Source organism: Methylobacterium sp. Leaf85 (assembly GCF_001422125.1).
GTDB classification, from domain to species: domain Bacteria; phylum Pseudomonadota; class Alphaproteobacteria; order Rhizobiales; family Beijerinckiaceae; genus Methylobacterium; species Methylobacterium bullatum.
This window is the reverse complement of record NZ_LMME01000018.1, coordinates 1-20,387: the sequence shown is the minus strand read 5'-3', so window position 1 is coordinate 20,387 and position 20,387 is coordinate 1. Positions and strand designations below refer to the sequence as shown.

Annotated in this window: 20 protein-coding genes and 1 tRNA gene; 19 read left to right on the top strand and 2 right to left on the bottom strand. The window is 67.5% G+C overall.

Features of this window, described 5'->3' with window-relative positions; translation table 11 throughout:
* Together ASF08_RS11845 and ASF08_RS11840 are read left to right on the top strand one after the other, a co-directional pair.
* The gene (locus ASF08_RS11845; RefSeq protein ID WP_056145436.1) at window positions 1-1,170 is read left to right on the top strand and encodes a hypothetical protein; all 1,170 of its coding nucleotides are present in this window, start codon (window positions 1-3) and stop codon (window positions 1,168-1,170) included.
* A complete protein-coding gene (locus tag ASF08_RS11840; RefSeq protein ID WP_056145433.1) occupies window positions 1,167-1,724 on the top strand; it encodes a hypothetical protein in 558 nt (185 codons plus the stop codon). Before ASF08_RS11845 ends, ASF08_RS11840 begins: the two co-directional genes overlap by 4 nt.
* A 94-nt stretch (window positions 1,725-1,818) precedes the next feature.
* On the opposite strand, the gene ASF08_RS11835 is transcribed toward ASF08_RS11840, so the two are convergent.
* On the bottom strand, window positions 1,819-2,448 hold the full coding sequence (locus ASF08_RS11835) for a hypothetical protein (protein WP_156629561.1): 630 nt from the start codon (window positions 2,446-2,448) through the stop codon (window positions 1,819-1,821).
* An 88-nt stretch (window positions 2,449-2,536) separates the two neighbouring features.
* Here ASF08_RS11835 and ASF08_RS11830 point away from each other — a divergent pair, with 88 nt between their 5' ends.
* The 5 genes from ASF08_RS11830 to ASF08_RS11805 all read left to right on the top strand — a co-directional run bounded on the left by ASF08_RS11830 (window position 2,537) and on the right by ASF08_RS11805 (window position 5,445).
* Window positions 2,537-2,998 carry a hypothetical protein gene (locus tag ASF08_RS11830; protein WP_056145428.1) on the top strand — a complete coding sequence of 154 codons (462 nt, stop codon included), beginning with the start codon at window positions 2,537-2,539 and terminating at the stop codon, window positions 2,996-2,998.
* A 12-nt stretch (window positions 2,999-3,010) separates the two neighbouring features.
* Entirely contained in the window at window positions 3,011-3,832 is an 822-nt protein-coding gene (locus ASF08_RS11825; RefSeq protein WP_056145425.1) for a hypothetical protein, read from the top strand.
* A gap of 10 nt (window positions 3,833-3,842) precedes the next feature.
* Window positions 3,843-4,442 (top strand): hypothetical protein, encoded by a 600-nt coding sequence (locus ASF08_RS11820; protein WP_056145422.1) that lies wholly within the window; start codon window positions 3,843-3,845, stop codon window positions 4,440-4,442.
* Window positions 4,443-4,477: 35 nt separating this feature from the next.
* Window positions 4,478-4,684 carry a hypothetical protein gene (locus ASF08_RS11815; protein WP_056145417.1) on the top strand — a complete coding sequence of 69 codons (207 nt, stop codon included), beginning with the start codon at window positions 4,478-4,480 and terminating at the stop codon, window positions 4,682-4,684.
* Window positions 4,685-5,034: 350 nt separating this feature from the next.
* A complete protein-coding gene (locus ASF08_RS11805; RefSeq protein ID WP_056145412.1) occupies window positions 5,035-5,445 on the top strand; it encodes a hypothetical protein in 411 nt (136 codons plus the stop codon).
* Here the strand turns inward: ASF08_RS11805 and ASF08_RS24775 are convergent.
* A complete protein-coding gene (locus ASF08_RS24775; protein WP_156629560.1) occupies window positions 5,442-6,278 on the bottom strand; it encodes a hypothetical protein in 837 nt (278 codons plus the stop codon). The genes ASF08_RS11805 and ASF08_RS24775 overlap by 4 nt on opposite strands.
* A gap of 292 nt (window positions 6,279-6,570) precedes the next feature.
* Between ASF08_RS24775 and ASF08_RS11795 the strand changes: the two genes are divergently transcribed.
* From ASF08_RS11795 to ASF08_RS11740, 12 genes are all read left to right on the top strand, one after another.
* Window positions 6,571-6,987 (top strand): hypothetical protein, encoded by a 417-nt coding sequence (locus ASF08_RS11795; protein WP_056145406.1) that lies wholly within the window; start codon window positions 6,571-6,573, stop codon window positions 6,985-6,987.
* Entirely contained in the window at window positions 6,984-7,196 is a 213-nt protein-coding gene (locus ASF08_RS11790) for a helix-turn-helix domain-containing protein (protein WP_056145402.1), read from the top strand. Before ASF08_RS11795 ends, ASF08_RS11790 begins: the two co-directional genes overlap by 4 nt.
* Window positions 7,196-7,978 (top strand): hypothetical protein, encoded by a 783-nt coding sequence (locus ASF08_RS11785; protein WP_056145399.1) that lies wholly within the window; start codon window positions 7,196-7,198, stop codon window positions 7,976-7,978. Before ASF08_RS11790 ends, ASF08_RS11785 begins: the two co-directional genes overlap by 1 nt.
* A 947-nt stretch (window positions 7,979-8,925) precedes the next feature.
* Entirely contained in the window at window positions 8,926-10,293 is a 1,368-nt protein-coding gene (locus ASF08_RS11775; RefSeq protein WP_082473177.1) for a tyrosine-type recombinase/integrase, read from the top strand.
* Window positions 10,294-10,427: 134 nt separating this feature from the next.
* Window positions 10,428-10,503: transfer RNA gene (locus ASF08_RS11770), tRNA-Ile, on the top strand.
* Between the two features lie 37 nt (window positions 10,504-10,540).
* Window positions 10,541-12,352 carry a site-specific integrase gene (locus ASF08_RS24040; protein WP_082473176.1) on the top strand — a complete coding sequence of 604 codons (1,812 nt, stop codon included), beginning with the start codon at window positions 10,541-10,543 and terminating at the stop codon, window positions 12,350-12,352.
* A 130-nt stretch (window positions 12,353-12,482) separates the two neighbouring features.
* The gene (locus ASF08_RS11765; RefSeq protein ID WP_082473175.1) at window positions 12,483-17,618 is read left to right on the top strand and encodes a phage tail tip lysozyme; all 5,136 of its coding nucleotides are present in this window, start codon (window positions 12,483-12,485) and stop codon (window positions 17,616-17,618) included.
* Between the two features lie 617 nt (window positions 17,619-18,235).
* Window positions 18,236-18,628: a hypothetical protein gene (locus ASF08_RS11760; protein WP_147833395.1), complete on the top strand. Its 393-nt coding sequence runs from the start codon at window positions 18,236-18,238 to the stop codon at window positions 18,626-18,628.
* Complete coding sequence (locus tag ASF08_RS11755) at window positions 18,625-19,098, top strand: hypothetical protein (protein WP_056145387.1); 474 nt, start codon at window positions 18,625-18,627, stop codon at window positions 19,096-19,098. Before ASF08_RS11760 ends, ASF08_RS11755 begins: the two co-directional genes overlap by 4 nt.
* A gap of 14 nt (window positions 19,099-19,112) precedes the next feature.
* Entirely contained in the window at window positions 19,113-19,403 is a 291-nt protein-coding gene (locus tag ASF08_RS11750; protein ID WP_056145384.1) for a hypothetical protein, read from the top strand.
* 11 nt (window positions 19,404-19,414) lie between these two features.
* On the top strand, window positions 19,415-19,645 hold the full coding sequence (locus tag ASF08_RS11745) for a hypothetical protein (protein WP_056145379.1): 231 nt from the start codon (window positions 19,415-19,417) through the stop codon (window positions 19,643-19,645).
* Window positions 19,646-19,789: 144 nt separating this feature from the next.
* Window positions 19,790-20,047: a hypothetical protein gene (locus ASF08_RS11740; RefSeq protein ID WP_056145376.1), complete on the top strand. Its 258-nt coding sequence runs from the start codon at window positions 19,790-19,792 to the stop codon at window positions 20,045-20,047.
* Window positions 20,048-20,387 lie beyond the last annotated feature (340 nt).

Here is a 20,387-nt window from a genome sequence, read left to right as displayed (position 1 = left end):
ATGCAGACCCACATCCCCGCCATCATCGCCATCGTCGCCGCGGCCGTCCCCCTGGCGCCCGTCCCGGGCGTCGCCGGGGACACCGTGCAGGAGGCCATCGCCGAGCTCGCGGCCCGACCTTCCGGCGGCGGTCCGGTCGACCCGGGGGAGCCCGTGTTCCTGGCGGACCCGTACGGTCTCTCGGCGGCCAACGCCTACCAATCGCCCGGGGAGAACACGGAAATCGCGTTCCTCATCGGGGGGCAGCCGCGCACTGCCTACGTCTCGGCCGGCGCGTCATTCGCGGATGCCGGCCTTGCGATCAACGTCCAGTTCCAGGCGACCGTTTTCCGCACCGATCTTGGCGGCGACAGGTTCGCGATCTCGGGCACGCAGCCATACGATTTCACCGGAGCCTCCCCCGCCGCCATCGCGATGCTTGGACTGGGGCCGGACCAACTCGTCATGAACGTCGAGCCCGTGCCTGCGAAGGCAACGACGGACGACATCGGCGATCGGTCCCAGGGTCAGCGGGTCGGAGAGCGGCTCACGTCGGCCCTCGCGACTATCCGGGGGAATATCGACAACCTCCAGTACCAGCGCATCGACACGGTCGAGGGACAGTACGGCGCCCTCAACGCCAACGCGGTCAAGACGAGGCGCGCCGTTGCCGTGGGGCCTGAGACGCTGGTCGGCACCTTCCCGGTCGATGAGGCGTTCAACGACTTCACATTCACATTCAAATGGGCGGGCTTCAATCGGACCATTCAGATCCCTGCCGGGACCCTGCCCGAGGACCTCCCCTACTTGCTCAAATCCCCCTTCGGCGGCAACTCATACGTCGGGTTCGACACGCAGGGGCGGATAATCATCGTGCCTGGCGAGGACGTTGATTTCTCGGTGACCGCCGACGCGACACTGGACTACCTGGGCCTGCCCTTGGACACCGGCCTCATCAAGTCGCGTGCGACCCGCACGGTGCCCCTGGAGGCGCGGGACATCGCATTTCAGGGGCAGGCGTTGGACCTCGTCCTCTCCGAGCTCAGCATCTACTCGCAGCAAGCCCGGGCTTACCTTGAGGTCCTCCAGTACGGTGACGGCAGCGGTGAGCCAGGCAAGGGCCCGCTGGCGGACACCCTAGCCGACCTGACGGCCAAGGTCGCGGCGCTCGAAGCGGCAGCCGCCCAGTGACCTCGCCCCTGTTCGCGGTCCTGGCTCGCACCCTGACGCAGTCGAGTCTGGCGGAGCCCGCCCGGCTGGAGAGCAGGGTGCACGGCATGGTGCCCCTCCGCGCCTCCTTCATCCGACGCGAGGTCGTCAAGGACCGCATGAACGGCGAGGTCCCCATGCTGGACGGGGAGACCCTCGCCAGCATCAACGAGATTGACGCGCCGCACCTTGAGAAGGGGGACCTCCTCTGGATCTCGTCCGCGCTCTGGCAGGTTGCGTCGGCGCTCGCGGACGGGGGCGGCCTGGTGAAGCTCCAGCTTCTCAATCCTCAGTACGTCGAGGCCACGAAGGACAGCGGCGAGGCGGTGAAGATCGTCGTCGCCGGCGAGGGTGACCTGGAGGACCTGGAGGCCGGCGAGGAGATCGTCGCCCTCACGAACTCCACCGCGTTCCGCGTCCGGCAGCGCCGCACGGCCGGCACCTGCGCCATCGAGGTCGAGGGCGACACCTACCGCGTCCTCATGGTGGAGCCCTGGGAAGGGTCCTGGCGCAGGCTGACGCTAGCCAGGGCTTAGGCCCCTTCGATTATCGCATGTACGGCAGCCGCAACCTCCTTCTGGATGCCGGGGATCGATGAGAAATAACGCACGCGAGCGCAAGTGGATCGGCCTAGTACTCTGGTCCGTCGTACTCTGGTCCGTCGTCCGGCCAAGCTTTGATCATATCGGTAAGTAGGCCGGAGGTTGCGGACAAATAGTTCGAGATGCCGCGCATCACGTCCCGGAGGCGTTCGAGGTCGATGCGTTCGTGGCCGTCCCGAGCGATGCGGCTGCCATCCCTGTTCACGGGAAACCGGAACGAAAACGATCCAGGGTCGATCTCGGCGAACTCGTTGATTGCCCGCGCGACCGCCTTAGTCGCTTCGACGTCGCCTCCAATCTCATAGTGATCAACCGTCCGTTTGTAGCTCCTCCAGAGCGTGCGGAGGTCATGGGTCGTCCAGTTGGCGTCGATGCCTGCCGCGGCCCCGAAATCCGCGATGCCCTCCTTGAGCTCCAGTTCGAGGTACTGGCGGTAGAGGAACACAATCGGCCAAACGAGCGTGTCACGGCCGAAGTCGTGTCCAATCGATTTCTCGACCAAGAGCCCGGCCGCGGAGAGATAGCCCGTCGCCATGAGGTTTAGGCCGTGATGCGGGGTCAGCAGCGCATCGTCCGGGCCGCCCGATGTGAACAGCTTGTCGCCGGGCCCTGGCCACCGGATCGGCCCGGATCCCAGGGGTCCTAGTTCGTCTGCCATGCTGCGCGGCCTCCAGGGCTCAGGCGTGGCCTTGCACGGGCCACGGGGGACCCTCGAACCTGCCTCTCGTACGACGAGAGAGCAACTATTGGCCGACGCACTGACACAGATCGAGGACGCATTCCGGGCCCGCATCAAGGCGGCCGTCCCGGGGCTCAAGCGCGTGCTCACGCCGGAGGAGCTCCCGGTCAAGGACGCCCACCTGCCGGCCGCCGTCGTCGGCCTCGGGAACGAGCTCATCCACGACTACCTGGTCGGCGAGCCCGGCGACCGCATCATCGAGCGGCACCAGCAGGTCGACGTCATCGTCGTGCTCGACGAGGGGCGTGAGGACTTCAAGGCGGCGAGCCGTGCCCTCACCAACCAGGTGCGCGCCGCGCTGGCGGATCCCCGGGCCCTCGGCATCGAGGTCGAGGACGTCCGCCTCGTGTCCAGCCAGCCCCAGACCTTCCAATCCGAGAAGGGCTCGCAGGGGGGATTCCTCCTCGCCTTCCTCGTCCAGTACGTGAGCCCGGAGAACGATCCGGCCACGATTTTCCCCCGTCAGTAACAGGAGGCCATCATGGCCGGAGCCGTTTTCAAGCCCCTCGACCCCAAGCTGCTCAACAAGCCGTCGGGCCAGTGCGCCTTCCAGCTGCGCGGCACCTCCTCGCTCATCCCGTTCGGGCACGCGACCGCCACGTTCAAAAAGAGCTCGACGAAGACCGAGATCCGGACCCCCGAGGAGCCCGGCAACGGCATCATCGCCACGGATTACGGCCAGCTCACCGGCGGCGTCGACGTCGAGTTCGGCACGATGAACACGCTCCGCCTGGCGCTCTCGCACCTTGCCAACGTGAAGCCGTTCACCCAGGCCATCGTCCCCGCCAAGGAACAGTCGTTCCCCGGCGTCATGGTCAACGAGTGGCTGGAGCTCAAGGCCGGCGACACCGCCATCGACGAGGCCGCCTCCATTGGCCTGATCGGGACCGTCGTGACCTCGGTCACCGTCGGCGGCGAGGTCATCCCGCCCGCCACCTACCGCCACGACAGCAAGTCCGGCGTCGTGCAGATCGTGGTCTGGCCCGAGGGTGCGGACGTCAACGAGGACGTCGTCGTGTCGTTCTCCGCGCCGGCTGTCACGGGCACCGCCTCCACCAACGTCGTGGAGCTCCTCCAGACCCTGTCCCTGACCGGGCGGTTCTTCCTGCGCCAGAACAACCTGCGCGGCACCAACCGCAAGATCGTCGTGCCGCAGCTTACCTTCGGTGGCGAAGGTGGCGACGTGCAGTGGATCGCCGATGGCAGCGGCGAGGTGGTCAAGGCGACCGCCTCGGGCAGCATGGAGGCCGACTACACGCAGAAGGCCGGCTACGAGTACGGCTACATGATCGACCTGCTCTGAGGACGTGTCTGTGACCCAGAACCTCCTCTCGCGCAGCGAGCTCCTCTCCGTCCTCGCGGTCACCCCGACCGCGAAGGGCGGGACCATCATCCTCCACGGGAAGCATGTCCCGTGGAGGCCCCCGACCGTCGCGCAGTTCACCCAGCATGTCGGTCGGTTCCAGAGCGTCCAGGCGTTCTACACCTTCGGCGCCGCCATCGGGGTGTCCGCAAAGGCGGCCCAGGCCGGCGAGGAGAGCCCGGTCGACCCGGACATCGACGCCTACATGGCGGCCCAGTTGGTGGACGGCCCCCTCGCGGACGCCGCCCATATCGCAATCTGCATCGGCGCCCCGGGCGACGCGGAGATCGAGCAATGGCTCCTGGGCGTCCCGGAGCACGAGTTCGAGCCGGCGCTCACCACCATCCAGCATGGCACCTGGCAGGATGACCCGGCGGGTTTTTTGGGCCGCGTCGGACGAGCGATGAGCGGGACACTGATGCGGGTGATGCAGAGCCAGTCCTCAGCTCAGACGTCGTCCGCCCCGACTACGTCGACGAGGACCGCTGGGAAGGCGACGACCTCTCGGTCCCGCTCGAAGGCCACGCCGAAGTCGCGGAAGCGGACGTAGAGCCCGATACCCGCGACATCCGCCGGAACCTCCTCGTGGAGATCATCCGGCAGACCTTGGACCTGGAGGCCGAGATCGGCCCCGGGGCCTGGGACCTCAGCATACCCGAGGTCCGGGCCCGCACCGCCAGGCGCCAGGCCCGGCAGGGTGAGGAGCAGGCCAGGCTCGCCGCCGCCATCGCCGCGGCGATGGGCACCGACCCCGACGCATACCGCAAGTGGGTCCTAGACCGGATCGGATGAGCTGGAGATGTTGACGCCATGACCATGCGCAGGGAGGTCGCGGACTAACGAACGACGAGGTCGCCGCCCTCACGGGATTGCGGTTCGACCGGCACAAGCGATGGAAGCTCCTGGAGGGCCCGGCCGCGATCCGGTGGTCCCCCGCCACCTTCATCGACGTCGCCCAGGCCCTCGGGATCCCGGTCGCTATCACCATCTCGGGCGCCCCGGTTGGGGTCCGCATCGCGAGGACGGCCGCTTCCCGCCCTGTCCGTGCCATTGCGATGGCCGCCTGAGGGAATTCCCCCATTGTTGCAACGGCTTGCAGACGTACATTCTTGTAAGAGGCGATTCGCCGACGAGGATTACCTGTGCCTACCGCCACCGCGTATGCCACTGAGGCGCGCTACCCCGAACACGCCGCCCTGTGCCGGTCGCTGGCGGGGCTCTTGGTGACCACGAAGCGTGCGACCCGGACCCGGGGCGACGAGATCATTTCCAGGTACGACGCGGCCGCCGGGGCCCGGGCCGCGGCCTCCATGGAGGACCGGCTCCTCGCCCTCGTGGCCGGCCAGGTCGAGAAGCCGGGCGCCCGGGAGCGAGTCTGCAAGCGGCTCCCGTCCGCATATCCGGCCGCCCTCGGTCAGGGCGTCCGATCCCCGAAGGTGAGATCCGAGATCCGGGCCGAAGCATTCGAGGGGTGGGGTCTCGCCCGCCTCCTCGCCGCCCTCGATGCCTGCGGGTACGAGGCCACCCTAACCGTGAAGCCCAAGTCCCCTTAGGACCCGAACACGCGCAGCGCGAGATCCGCCGGCAGTTGCTTGCGGTGCGTCCGGAGGATGCGGATCGCATGTGACGCCTGCGCCTCATCGAGCTCGCCGGCATCCGCGAGGACGTGCCCGAGGATCGACGTGGACCGCCCCCACCCCTCCCCATTCGTCGTCGTGGCGCGGTCGATGTCCATTGCGGTGAGCAGCGCGACCGCCTCCCGCGCGGCCTCCCGGACACATGCATCACCCGCCCGGGCGAGCTCGGCCGCGGATGCGGTGGAGGCGGTGGCCCTCGCGCGCTCCACGTTCTTGTCCGCATTTGCGGTCAGCCGGTTCAGGATCCTGGCGCCGGCGACGTCGAGGTCCTCCCGCGCGAGGAGGGCCTCGGCCTCCGTGACGGTCTCAGCCTTGGTCCAGGCCCATGGGCGGGCATCGAGGCTCTCCCGCGCCGCGGCGCGAGCGTTCGGGACGAAGGCCGCCTTTGCGGCCCGGTCTGCGGCCCAGCTAGCCTTGATGCGCTCCTGCATCTCTTCGTACTCCGCGACCCGTTTGATCGCCGCCGGCAGGAGGGCCTGGTAGCGCGCCCACGCCGGGACGCTCCAGCCCGACTTGGACAGCCAGAACGTCGGCCGCGCGCCCGTCCAGCCATTCCCCGGCCGCCCCTCGGTAAGCGAGAAGCCGAGGTGGCGAATTTCCATGCCGATCACCTTCCAGGCCTGCTCGAACGCCGGCGTGGTCGCCTCGGCGACGTAGAGCACGCGGCCGTCGGGGATATCCTTGCGGATAACCCAAGCAAGCCCGAAGGCATCGGGCGGTCCGTCCCTGCGCATCTCACATGTGTCCATGAAGCGAATCCCTCAATCAGCGTACAAACGAAGGGTAGCGCGACTCCGAAAAATCTCCAGGACTTTGTTTCGACAACGCGGAGGTACGATTTCAACAACGGTTTGGACAACATCGTGTTGTTGAAATACGGGTGCAAATAGTGGTAATGGCTTGTTCCTTATGGTAGCTAACACCAGTTAACTACCATTGAATGATTTATTTGCGCTCGACCGGTCCTTGGTTCTGGCAATCTGGTGATTCGCTTCTCACAATCTGCGCATACGCGGATTTGCGGAGGGTAATACGGTGCGCATGGCTACTCACAGGGAGCTCGAACTCGACCAGTCGCTCCATCGGAAAATCGCTCCGCTGGAGGCCTACCGCCGGTTCCACGAGCTCCACGGGTCCTGGGAGTGCCTGTACGAGCGCTACGGCTGGCTCACTCACTCCCACATCCGGGCGCTCGTTGAGGCCGGGCGCGCGCTCGTCGAAGGGCGGTCCCGCAACGCCAGCCGCCGCCTCACCCCCGCCGAGGAGCAGGGTGTCGTCAACGCCGTGTTCTCGCTCGGTGGTGTCTCGTATGCAGCCCAGGCGGCGGGCGTGACGGAGCACCTCGTCAGGAAACTCCTGAGGGAGCGCGGGCACACCGAGTGGCCGCGGGCATCCCGGCGCCCGGCAGACGTCGCCGCCGCTAAGGCCCGGGTCGCTGGCGCCAGGAGGGCGGCATGACCGACCTTACCCAGGACGACGTCCGCCTGCGCCTGTCCCGCGCTATCCGGGACGCGGGATCGCAGCGGGCGTTCGCGGACCGCGCAGGGGTCAGCCCGGCGTACGTGTCCGACGTCGTCGGCGGCCGGCGTGCCCCGGGGGCGTCCATCCTCGCCGCACTGGATCTCGCCAAGGTTGAGCGATTCGTTTCGCTCGGAGGGAGGTCCTGATGCGCGAGAGCTTCGCGAGCATCAACAAGCTCGTCTACGAGACGCCCTCGCCCGAGAAGGTCGCCAAGATCTTCGCCACGTGCGGGGCGGAGGCGGCCGAGGAGCGCTGGCACTGGATCGAACCTAGGACCCTGGGGGCCCTTGCCCGCGCCGGCCGCGCGATCCTCTCCGGGACGGTCTCTGCATCGAGCCGGGTGCGGACGGCGAGCCCCGAGCAGGAGGCAGTCGCCATCGAGGCGGGGTTCGCACTGCGGTCTCGGGCGGCCGGGGAGCGCGCCGCCGGCATGGGGCTGAACTCGCTCATGTGCGTCGAGCACGAGCGAGGCATCCTCGACATGCCGCGGATTTCCCCACGGGATCGCGGCCGCAATGCGCTGGATGGCCACGCCGCGAACCGGGGCGATGCCGACGCCGCCGCCCGCATCGAGGCCCGCCATGCCCACGAGCGCGCCGTCGCCGGCGTCCTGCGGGTGGCCCTCGCGATGGTGCCCGATCAGCCGTCGACCGGGCGCTACCGCCTGCCCGAGCCCACCGACGAGCTCGCGGCCGCGCTCGCCGGGCATGACCCAGCCGCCATCGCCATCGTCTTCCCGGGCCTCGTCGAGGCACCGGTCACCCCAGCCATCGAGGAGCCCAAGCCTATGACCGTCACCCCCGTCAGGACCGCCACCGTCGCGCCCCCCCCCGCGTGCGCGGCCGCGCCCCGAATGCCGACCAGATCCGGCTCGACCACGCGGAGACGACCAGCATCCCGAGCTCGCGTCGCGCTGGGGGATCAGTGAGAGCGGGGCCTACCAGGCCCTCCGCCGCGTGGGCCTGACGGGGCATCGCGGTTTCATGGCCACCCCCGGCCCGGGCGCCCGAGGCCCCGGCTGTCGCGGTCGCGGCCCCGTCTGTCCCGTCTCCAGAGCCTGAGACGAACGTCGTCGCTATCCGTCGGGAGGCCGTTGAGCTCCCCGCGGCGCCCCCGCCCCCGTCCCGGGTCGTCATCCAGGCCCGGGCGCCGGAGCCTGTCCGCATTGGCGGACGCCTCGGGCTGGAGGACCTCGCCCTGGCGTACCGCCTCGCGTGCGAGTGTGGGATCCCGCCGGAGGAGGCCCTCCATTTCGTGCGGGCCGACGTCGCCGCGGAGGCGGGACGCCCCGGGGTGTACGCGTGACGGCCGAGGAGACCAGGGTCCGGGCGGCCAGGCTCGCGGCCGCGATGACGGAGGCGGACCCGCCCGCCGTCCGGGCCGCGCTCCATGGCCTGACGCCGCTCCAAGCGAACCGCGTCGTGAGGGTGGCCATCCCCCTCATGGGCGGCGGCGGTACCCCTAGCGGTCCCGCGTGAGGACAGCCTCCTCCCCAGAATTGGGGAGGACCCCGACCCCCGCCTGGGGGAACGCGATTAACCTTGGGCACTCAACCTGCGCAGTCGGCCGTTGCGCTCGATTCCGTGATCCTGGACTGTAGGTCATGACCACGTACGAGCTCATTGCCATTGCCGACTTGTTCGAGGGACGGCCGCAACTCGCGGCCGTCACCGGCGACGACACCCCCCTCGACCTGGAGACGGCCGTCTGGCTCCCGGAGCTCTGCGCCCCGGACCCCGACGGCGTCCTCGACCGCCTGCCGTGCTGGACCGTGCGCCAGCTACGCGAGGCGGTGGACCGGGGGGCCCTCCGGCCGGAGAGGCACGGGCGCAGGATCGTGGTCACCCGACGGATTATCCAGGAGTGGCGCGACCGATGCCGGCACGTAGACAAGGACCTCGCCTCTGGCTCAAGCCAGCCGAGAAGCCCAGCAAAACCAGGACCGGCAAGGCCGCCGTCTGGGTCATCAAGGATGACGACGGCGTCCGCATCGTCACTGGATGCCCTAAGGAGGATCGCCCGGCCGCCGAGGTCAAGCTAGCCGAGTACATCGCGGCCAAGCACCTGCCCGGCCGCGAGCAGGATCAGGACCCGCGCCACATCCTCGTGACGGACGTCCTCCTGATCTACGCCAAGGACAAGGTCCCGGCGTTCAAGCGGCCGGACAAGACGCTGCAACGCCTCCTCCAACTCGGCGAGTGGTGGGCGGGCAGGGCCCTGTCCGACGTCAACGGGCGGGCCTGTCGGACCTACACTGCCTGGCGGTGCGCGCAGGCGTGGAAGTCCGCAAAGCCGGACGTGACTGGCGTGGAGCCGCGCATGGTGCAGGCCTCCGGGGTCCGGCGCGAGCTTGAAGACCTGCGGGCGGCGATCAACTATCACCGCAAGGAGGGCTACTGCCGCCAGGTCATCGAGGTACCGCTCCCGGAGAAGGGCGCGTCCCGCGAACGCTACCTGGAGCGCGACGAGGCCGCCCGCCTCCTTCACTCGATGTGGCGCCAGCGCGAGATGCAGCGCCGCCACCGGGGCGTCGACGCCGGGCAGGTCCTGCCGACCGCAAAGCAGTCGCACCGTCACCTCGCCCGGTTCCTCCTCGTCGGAATCTATACGGGGACCCGCGCGGCCGCGATCTGCGGTGCGGCGTTCAAGCCCACCCCCGGGGCCGGCTGGGTCGACCTTGAGCGCGGCGTGTTCCACCGCAAGGCGATAGGAGCCAAGGCGACGAAGAAGCGCCAGCCGGCGGTGCGCCTGCCGGACAGGCTCCTCACCCACATCCGGCGCTGGGCGACCATCCCCCGCCCGGACGGGACCCTGCCCCAGTTCGTGGTCGAGTGGCGCAACCTGCCGGTGCGCGAGGTCAACAAGGGCTTCGCCACCGCGGTTGGCAACACGGGCCTGGGGACCGACGTCACGCCCCACGTCCTTCGGCACACGTGCGCGAGCTGGCTAATGCAGCGCGGGGCGAACGCCTGGGACGCCGCGAATTATTTGGGCATGACCGAAGCGATGCTCCAGCGCGTCTACGGGCACCACGCCCAGGACTACCAGGCGGGCATCGCGGGCGGCCGGGCGAAGGCGCGGGCGGCCCCGGGCCTGCACGACATCTTCTCGCTCCATTACCACAAGGACCACGACGTCGAGGGCGCCCACGCCCGGCAGGTCGAGAGGCTCGCCCGGCACGGGATCCCGCTGCGGTCGCTGCGGTCGCGGGAGAACGTCGCCAGGATCGTGCGGGCGGCCTAGAACGGCTCCCGAACGCCCCGGGAACGCGGGACCGATGCGGGACCGGAGTGGGCGGAAACGGGCGGAATTCGGGGGGATTCGCCCCGGATGGGACTGGACGGCTAGGGGGCTTTCCCTCTACGGAAATGGGCGTGGGGCCTGTAGCTCAATGGTTAGAGCCGACCGCTCATAACGGTCTGGTTGCAGGTTCGAGTCCTGCCGGGCCCACCACTTGCCTTCTAAGTGCCTGTGGTGGCACAAGATACTGATGGAAAACAGCTTCTCAGACGCGACTGTGACACACGACTGTGACACATTGAGCGGTGAACCTGTGGCCCACCACCCCAATCTCACGACCCGCGAAGGCACGTTCTATCTCCGCATGCGGGTGCCGGTGGATATCGCCCGTGACGTCGGGCGGTCACATTTCGTTCGCAGCCTTCGGACGAAGGATCGGCGCGTCGCGCTTACCCGGTTTCGCATCGAGCAAGCGCGGCTGGAGCGAGAGTGGGAGACGGTGAGGCGGCAGCGCTCAGAAATCGCTCATACGCGGCAGCTTCTCGTATCCGGCCGCCTAGAGAGGCTGGCACCGCGCGAAATCGAAGACCTTGCCGTCCGGTGGTTCGAAGAAGCCGTGCAACAAGTTGCACGCTCGCCCGAAGAGAGGGACGAGCTGCGTTTTGTAGATTGGGATGTGGTCCTGGCCGATGCGCGGGCGGAGGCCCAAATCCTCGAAAGCCCCCGGCCGGACGATTACCTCGAAGCGGTGCGGGCGACGACAGATCAAATCCTACTGCGCGCTGGCATGCCTCCGGAGCCGCACGGTCCTGGAAAGCTGCGCCGTTCGGTGCGCCGGCCGAACGTTGACTGGAACGGCGATCCCTACCGCCGACTGGCAAGCGTGGTGCGGCGCGCCATGCTCGCGCTCAACGCCCGACAAGTGGCCGCCCTCGCGGGCAGCACAGGTAGCAAAGGCGATCCACTCTTCGACGGCACGCCGCGACCTGATGCGCAGCCTAAACGGACGCTGAACGATCTCATCCGCGCTTTCGAAAGCGACCCCGGTCGGGGCTCGCGTACCGGGAAGACGAATGCGGACTATGGGATGGTCTTCCGCGCCCTCCAAGAGTTGGTCGGTACGGACATGGACGTCACCGGGCTCTCGCGCGACCACGCTAAGCAGGTTCGTGACCTGTTCCGGGCGCTACCACCGAATGCGACGAAGCGGTTCCCATCCTTCTCGCTGGCACAGGCTGCCGAGACTGCAAAGCGTGAAGGGCTGGCTCCGCTCAACACACAGACCGTGAACTCGCACATCACGAAGATGGCAACGCTCTTCAATTGGGCCGTCCGGGAGGAGTGGTTGAGCAAGAACCCCGCCGCTGGGCTAACGATTGAGGAAGCCCCCCAAGCGAAGCGGGAGCCGTTCTCGCTTCAACAAATGCGGGCCATTTTCAACGCGCCGCTCTACACCGGATGCACTGACGACGAGATAGGCTACGCCAAGGTTGGTCCTCTCCGCCCACGCCGTGCACGATTTTGGGTGCCAATCCTGAGCCTGTTCCATGGGCTTCGGCTGAATGAGTGCTGCCAGCTCGCGCCGGATGACATTGCGGAGCGCGATGGGGTTCCGGTCATCCTGGTACGGGCGGCAGAAGCCACACAGCGGGTTAAGAGCAAGGCGGGAACCCGCATCGTCCCGCTACACCCGGAAATCCTCGCCATGGGTTTTCTCGACTTCGTAGCGGACGCTCGAAAGGCGTCCCAAGGTAGGCTGTTCCCAGAGTTGAGCGCGGATAGCCGTGGCTACTTCTCCGACGCGTTTCAGAAGTGGTTCGCTCGCTTTTTGAAGAGCTGCGGCGCAGCGAAGGCCTCGACCACATTCCACTCCTTCCGACACGGCTGGGCCGACCGACTTCGCGAGGCTGGCGTCCCAGAGGATCGTCGGCGTGCCTTGGGCGGTTGGGCCGACACTGGAGTTGACGCCGGCTACGGCCGTGGGTTTCCGACGAAAATGCTCGCTGAAGACATTGCAAGCGTCAAATTTCCAGGACTTTCCCTCGAACACTTAAGGGTCTGAGTAGCCACTGGCTGAGCTATGCATATTAGAGGGTGAATTTCTGCATCAATACTTACAGCGCATAGCAATAATTATTGACATTGTGCTTGTGAGCCGTCTCAGTTGAGCAAACTCAACGGGAGACACTGCTATGCCCACAGGTCGCGAAATCCTCTATACCATCCGCATGCGCAACGAGGCGCGTGCTGCTATCCGGCAGCTCAGTTCGGACTTGCAGGCGCAGGGCACCACCCTCCGGCAGGTTGCCCGGCAGATGGCGGATGCCCAGGCGCAGGCGAGCAAGATGGGCTCCGCCATGTCCGGCGCGGCCCGTAACGCCGGGCAGCTCGCCACGGCTGTGCAGGGCGCCGATACCACGATGCGCAGCGCTCAAGGCGTCACGGTGTATCGTCAGCGCCTCATGGCGCTCCAAGGCACTCTTGCCGCTCTGCCAACGCAGTTCGCTGCCGCGTCGGCCGCCGCTGCCGCATATGCCAGCACCACGCCTCCGCGCCTTCCGGCGACCGGGGCCGGTGGCGGCGCGTCTCCGCCAACGACTCCTCCGCCCGTGAGCCCGGTTGCTCCGACGATCCTCCCGCCAGCGTCTTCCCCCTCGCCGGCCCCTACGTCCCCGAACGATACCTTCACCGCCGCTGCCCAGCAGAACGCCGCGCGTATGGCGCGCCTGCTTCAGGCCGCACGTGTCGCCCTTGCGCAGGTTGGGCAGGAGGCATCAAACACCGCCACGAAGCTCCGTGAGTCGAGTAGGGCCGCAAATGGCCTTGGAGGCACCGCCAGCGGCATCAAAAATCTGGCGGCTACCCTTGCCACCCTAACTGCCAATGCCTCTGTATTCGCTTCCCTGCGAAAGGAGGTGGCCCGACTGGACACGGCCCTGGCATCCACCGCCGGGCTCGGAGCCTACCGGGCGCAGCTCGCCAGCCTCAGCGCCTCGCTTGTCCAGCTCCAGGGCGACTATCGGAAGGTGATCGCGCTCGCACAGCGCATGGCCGGTTTGGGCGGCAGCGGACCCGTTCCACCTGTCCCGATCCCGGCCCCCGGTCCCATACCTGCGCCAACCCCGGCCCCGCGCCCGGCTGGAGGTGGTAGCGGAACCGGCAACGGTTCGGCCGGAAGCACCCGCAGTCAGCTCGATTTCAACCGCGCGCTCGGAGAGACACAGTCCCGCATTGGACAGGTGCGCTCGGCCTTGGCCGCCTTCGCGATCCTATCGGCGACGGCCTTCGGCGCGCGGCGCGTGCTTGGTCTCGCCGACGAATACACGAAGGTCATCAGCCAGCTCAAACTGGTCACCGACGGCACTCAGAACCTTACGGACAGCTACGACGCCTTGCTCGCGGTCTCGAACCGAAACCGCACTTCCATGGCGAGCACCACGGAAATCTACACGAAGTTCAATCAGGCGACCCGCACGCTCGGCGTCTCTCAGCGCGAAGTGCTAGAGGTGACGGACAGCGTCAGCAAGGCCGTTGCGATCTTTGGCGGCAACTCGCAGTCGGCGCAGGCCGCGCTCTTCCAGTTCTCGCAGGGCCTCTCCTCCGGCACGCTCCGGGGCGAGGAATTGAACTCGGTCCTGGAACAGGCGCCGCGCCTCGCGGCGGCCATCGCCGCCGGCTTGAAGAATGCGGAAGGCGGTGTCGGCATCCCGATTGGCGCCCTGCGCACCTATGCCGAACAGGGCAAGCTCACCACCGAAGCCATCTTCAACGCCCTGCGCAACCAGCGTGTTGCCCTGGAGGCGGACTTCGCCAAGACGGGCGTGACCATCGGACAGGCGTTCGAGGTAGCGAAAAACTACGCCATCGACTTCGTGGGCAAGGCGGACGCTGCGACCGGAGCCTCCCGCCGGATCGGCGAGGCCATCATCCAGGCCGTGAAGGGCCTCCAGAACCCGGCCGCCATCTCGGCGATGCAGACCGCCTTGAGCGGTTTCGCCTCGGCGGTGACCACGGCCTTGTCGGCTCTCCGACTCCTCTCGGAGAACGTGCAACTTGTTGCAACGGGTCTCGCCGTGATCGCGGCCCTGCGCATCGTCCCGATGTTCCTCGCAATGGGGGCGGCGGCCAGCGGAGCCGCGTCCCAGCTCCTAGTTTACAGCGTCGCGACGCGCGGGGTGGCCGTGGCTGCTTCAGCCGCCAGCATTGCCACGCGCGGCCTGTCCGTCGCCATGGGCGCCATCGGTGGTCCTATCGGTCTCGCCATCACGGCAGCGGCCGGCGCGCTCACCTATTGGCTGACGCAGACCAAGGCGTCGGTTACCGCCGGCACCGACCTCGCCGCCGTGACGGACAAGCTCCGGGCGAACTATGACGCGGCCACGAACTCGGTAAAGGGCCTCAGCGCTGCCGAGCGCGCCCGCGAGACGCTGAAGACGGGCAACTCCCTCAAAGGCTTCGCCGACGAAATTCAGGCGCAGGCCAAGGCCCTCAACTCGGCCATCGCACCCGGCTTCTTCGAGGCCACGAACGGCGCGAAGCTCTCCTCTCGGTTCCTGCCGTTCCGGACGGAGATCGAAGCCTTCCGCAAGAGCGTCCAGGCGGGCAAGGCCGACTTCAAGGGCCTCCAGGATGCAGCCGCGATCAAGGCGGAGGCGAACCCGGCCCTACGCGGGGCCGCGACGGAGCTGATGGAGGCGGCGGAGGCCGGCGCCAAGGCGCAGGACGGCTTCGGCCGGGCCGCCGCTACTATGAAGGTGCTGAAGGAGACCGCGACTGCCACGGAGGCGGCCGTGGCCGGCGTGAACTCGACGCTGGACCGCCCTGCCAAGGTGGACGGCACCATCGCCCTTCAGCAGGCCACGGAGAACCTGAAGAAAATCGCGGCCGAGGTGCCCGCGCTGAAGACGCTCGCCGACAATCAGGCGGCCGTCTCGGCTGCGCAGAACACCTACACGGCCGTGCTTCGCGACCTGAAGGTGGCGCTCGATGCCGGCACCCTCTCTCAGGGGTCCTTCAATGCGAAGGTGCTGGACGCGGAAACCACGCTTGCCCGCGCCAAGGCAGCGATCAACGGCGTCACGCAGGCACAGCGCGACCTTGCCGACGCCGACCGCGACCTCCGGGCGGACATGCTCCAGGACCGTGCCAAGGCCGTCGAGGAGATCAACATCAAATACGACCGGCTCAACCGTGCAACGAAAGAGCAAGTCACAGACGAAGCCGAGATGAACCGCATCATTGCCGCTCGCAATGCTATGCGCGCGCAGGAAATTAACAACATCGACACGAAGTTCCAGAACGGAGACCTGAAGGATCGCATCACGGCGATGCAGGACGAGGCCCGCCTTCTCGGCCTATCCGGCGAGGCGCGCGAGCGTGCAGCGGCCATGATTGAGGTGGAGCGCGCGGCACGCAAGGCGGGCGTGGCCGACGTGGACGCCATGGTGGCGGCCTACGGCAAGGAATACGATGCCCTGGAGAAGGCCAAGCAGTCGCGCCAGACCATCGGCGACGGCTTCAACACCGCCGTGACGCGCTACATCGAGGACGCGCGGAAGGTCGGCGACGAAAGCGCCCGCATGTTCGGCTCCATCTTCAACACGATTGAGGATGGCTTCGTCGACGTCGTTAAGAACGGCTCCTCCGGCTTCAAAAACATGCTGGACAGCATCGCGAACGACCTCCTGAAGTTCGCCTCGCGGCAGCTCTTCCGGTCGCTCATGTCCAGCGTGTTCGGCGATGGGCAGGGCGGCACGGCCGGAGCCGGCGGCATGGGCAGCATCGGCACCATGATCATGTCGGCCTTCGGCGTGAAGGCAGCTCCGACCACGGCTGCGTCAGCGTCCAGCGTCGCGGCGGCCGGGATCGGCTCGACCCTATCGAACGTCGTGGGCGGCGGGGCCGGCGGGGCGGTTTCGGCCTCTCTGTCCAGCTCGGCCAACGGTGCGGCAACCGCCGTGGCGAACCTGTCCTCGGCAGCGACCAGCGCCACGGGCAGCTTCGGCGACATCCCGTCCAAGCTCTCCTCCATGCTCAAGGGCCTGGGGGCGACGGACGCGGGCGTGGCCGGCTTCCTCGGCAACGTCCAGGCGGAGAGTGGCTTCAAGCCGAACGTCGTCAACTCGAACGGTGGCGCTTATGGCCTGATCCAGGCTCTCGGCCCGCGCAAGCGTGCGCTCCTCGGAGAGTACGGCCCCAATCCGACGGCGGATCAGCAAATCGAGTTCATCCGCAAGGAGCTGACGTCCTCCGAGGGTGCGTCACTCAAGATGCTCCGGAGCGCCACGACCCTGGAGGACGGCGTGAAGGCCGGCATCCGGTTCGAGCGGCCGGAGGGCTACGTGAAGGCGGTGGCGGCCGGAGACCTGTCCCTAGTCAACGATTACGGCGCTCGCCTGAAGAACGCGCGGGGCTTCGCCACGACCGGGCTCGGGGAGACGACGGCGCAGCAGGCCGGCGGCTTCGACCTACAGGGCGCAACCCTGTCGGACGAGACCGTCAACAAGCTCAACTCGCAGTTCGACGAGATCAGCACGAAGACGGCCGGGCTCGATACGTCGTTCTCCCAGATGGGCAACTCGCTCGACCGGGCGAACCCGCAAATCCTCAACGGCGTGGAGGGCGTGACCGGCTCGCTCAACCAGGGCGGCTCCCAGCTCGGCAAGGCGTTCAACGACGTCGCTCTGGACGTGTCGTCCAGCGGCAGCGCGCTCCAGAACGCCTTCCAAAAGATGGTCCAGTCCCTCGGCTCCAGCGATGGCGCGTGGGCGAACCTCGGTATCGGGAAGCTCTTCAACGTCGGAGGAGGCTTCGCGGGCGACGGGCTCGACCTCGGAGCGGGCTCGCTCTCCAGTTGGGTCATGCACACGGGTGGTATCGTCGGCACGGGTGCCGGTGTGACGCGCTCGACCCCGGCGGGAAGCTCCCTCTGGGACGGCGCGCCGCGCTACCACGCGGGCGGCATCGTCCAGAGCGGCGGTGCGCCCGGCATGGGGCTCAAGAGCCGCGAGCGGGCAATCATCGCGAAGGATGATGAGGCGATCTTCCCGACCGTCCGCATGTCCGACGGCAACTTCGGCATCCGTGCAACAGGTTTCACAGGTTCCGGCGGTGGCGGCGGTGGCGGCGGTGGCGGCGGCAACGTCACCTTCGGAGACATCATCATCCAGACGCAGGGCTCCTCTGGGAACGCGGCGCAGGATCAGGCGCACCAAAAGGCGATGGCCCGCGAGGTGAAGGAAAGCATGCGGGCCATGGTCCGCGAGGAGCTTCAGAGCAACATGCGCGGCGGCGGGCTCTTCTCCGCCACCGGCATGGCGCGAAGGTAACGGGGCATAGCCGTAGCAGCCCCAACCTTCCCCCTACCGGCGGGCGCCAACACCGCGCCCCCCGCTCAGGTGTCTCGGAGAAGGCGCGCCTGCGAAAGGCTCCCTTCGGCGAGGGGTGCACCGTCACTTTCCAATAAGAGTTCGACGTATGTCAGGTCCGGATAAAGTGTTGACGAGTGATCGTGAAGTAACGAGGGATCGTGCACAGGGTATGGTCTAGAAAAATACCTGCTGCCCCCCATTGACCACCTTAGGGGCCGCAAGGTAAGCGGAACATAGCGTGAATGGCGCGGTCCACGAACGTACTAGCCGCGAGGAATGGACCCATCCTTCCTCCGTGACGGGAGAGAACAATTGTCGGTGCAAATCATCAAGGTTCGCGCTCCGACGGACTTGCTGGATCAGCTCGACGATATCGTTCGGGTTGAAGCGGGCAAGACGCCGGGCCGCGTAACAAGAGCTTCCATCGTCCGTGCAGCGTGCACGGACTACGTCCGAAACCACCGCCGGAGCCGTGCAACAAGTTGCACGTCGGCGCATCAATAGGTGATCCAATGTCCTACGTTCAGATTACGCGGGCGACGCGCTCGACCCCCGCCCCCGCGCCGGCCGCATCCTTGGCGCAGAAGGCCGACATCGGCCTTGCCGTGCGAAGTGCAGGCGCCCGGCCCGGCACGCGCGGCCCGCATACGAACCTGTTTTCCGGCGGGCTCCCGGTGAAGAAGGCCGCGCCTGTCGTTGTCACCACGGCGGAGCGCGTCGCCAAGTTCGCGGAGACGCGCCGGCTCAAGGCCGATGCCGCGAAGGTTCTCGGCCTCGTCGTCGAGCACCACGCACGTACCGGCGAGCCCCTTGAACTCGATGGGTTCGACATCGCGAAGGCTACGGGACTCGATTTCGAGCGCGTCCACGCCATCCGCAGTGAGCTGCTTGGCTCGCAGGTTCTTCGGGTGCGCTCTGGGAATGCGTGGGGACGCGACGGGCTTGTTCCCGGCGACAACTTCCGATGAGCGGCCTGTCGAATTGCGCGGCGGCCGAACGCGTGGAGGCGCGCTTCGCCCATCTCCCCGCCCTGGCACTCGTGGAGGCCGCGCGCGCCCTGTCGAGGGGCCACGCCGCCTACGCGGCTGGTCTGGTTGCCCGGCATGGCTCGCCGGCTCCGGGCACAGCAATGGCGAGGAAGGTTGATCGCGCGCGAGACCTCGACCGGCTTTGGTCCGGGATCGCTCTCCAGGCAGCAATCCGCGACATCGTCGAGGAGCACCCGGACACCCTCGGACGGCCGCTGATTTCGGACGTCCTCCGGGCCGCCGAGCGGCAGATGCGAGACCTCGCCGACCCGGAGGGGACGGACGGCCGGCAGGTGGCTCTTCGTCTCCTCCTACCGCCGCGTCAGCACCTTCCCGCCATCCTGCCCCCCGCCCTCGCTGCCGTGTTTGGGTCGGACCTCGACCACACCCCCCGCCTTCACGCTGCCTGACAGGAGTACAAACCATGAACACGAAGCCACTTCGCCGCCGCCCCGCCTACTGGCCCGGCCCCCCGCCTCTCCCGCAATTCGAGGGAGTTCCCGCTCTGTCGGACATCTACGGTCGCACGATCCTGACGGACATCATCTCCGGTCGGACCATCGCCGAAGCCGTCACCGCGTCCGGCCTTCCGGCGCACGAGGCTTTGGTCCACGCGACGAACATCACCTCCGCAATCCTGGAGGCGTTGGACGACGCCCTCGACGCCAACCCACCCCCCGAACCCGCACCGCCACCGCGTCGGCGCCCCGCTTAAGGAGAACGACCATGTCCAAGTCACGCTTCGCCGACCGGCGCACGGTCGATGCCTTTGTCCATACGGGCACCGTGGATTTGATGCTCTGTCAGGCTCGCTTCGTGGATGACCTGATACTGCCGGATGCCCTCGCTGCCGCCATCGCCGCGCGTTCTCCGGCAGAGCGTAAGGCCCTCGCTCGCCTCGGTCGCACGCTCATGGATGCGGCCCAGCCCGCAGCCACTCCGTCCACCCCTGCATAGTAGGAGAGAACCATGTCTCGCCCCCGCTCCCGTCCCCCCGCTCGCCCGTCAAAACCTGCCAGAAACCAGCGTCGGGCCGTGAAAACGGCCGCAACTGAATGGCCCTCCCCTCCGGAGACGACACTTCGCCAGAAGCTCACACTCGTGACCGGCGCACTTCTGGCCGACCTGACGCTCGCCCAAGGGAAATCACTGGAGGAGGCTTCGGCCCTGACGGGCTTCTCCGTTGAACAGCTTCGAGCCGACGGCCTCGAATACGCGATGGCCTTTGTCCGGGTGCTCGACCCGGCGTTCATGGCGCTCATGGACGCGACCACGGACGAGGAGGCCGCTGACGCTGTTGGGGCCATCGTCGCGAGCCGGGCCACGGCGGCTGCGCACGCACCGGGCACGCTGGTCTGACCCACCCCGGAAACCGGAACGAAACGGGACGCTGTTCCGGAACACCCGTGCAACAAGTTGCACTAAGTAGGAGGCCCCCATGGCCCGACCTTGCACCATCTGCGCACACCCGGCTCGGGAGGAGATTGAGGCAGCGATGGCTTCGGGGGCCTCTTTGCGCGACGTCGTCGCTCGCTTCGAGCTGCCGGCTGTATCGTCGCTCCACCGGCACAGGGCGCAACATCTCGGCCGAGAGGTACGTGTAAAGGGCGGACCAATTCCAGGCCGCTGCGGCGGAGTAAAACCAGGCCAGTGGCGGTCGGCCGCTTGAACGATGAAGGGGCCCGATCGGGCCCCTTCA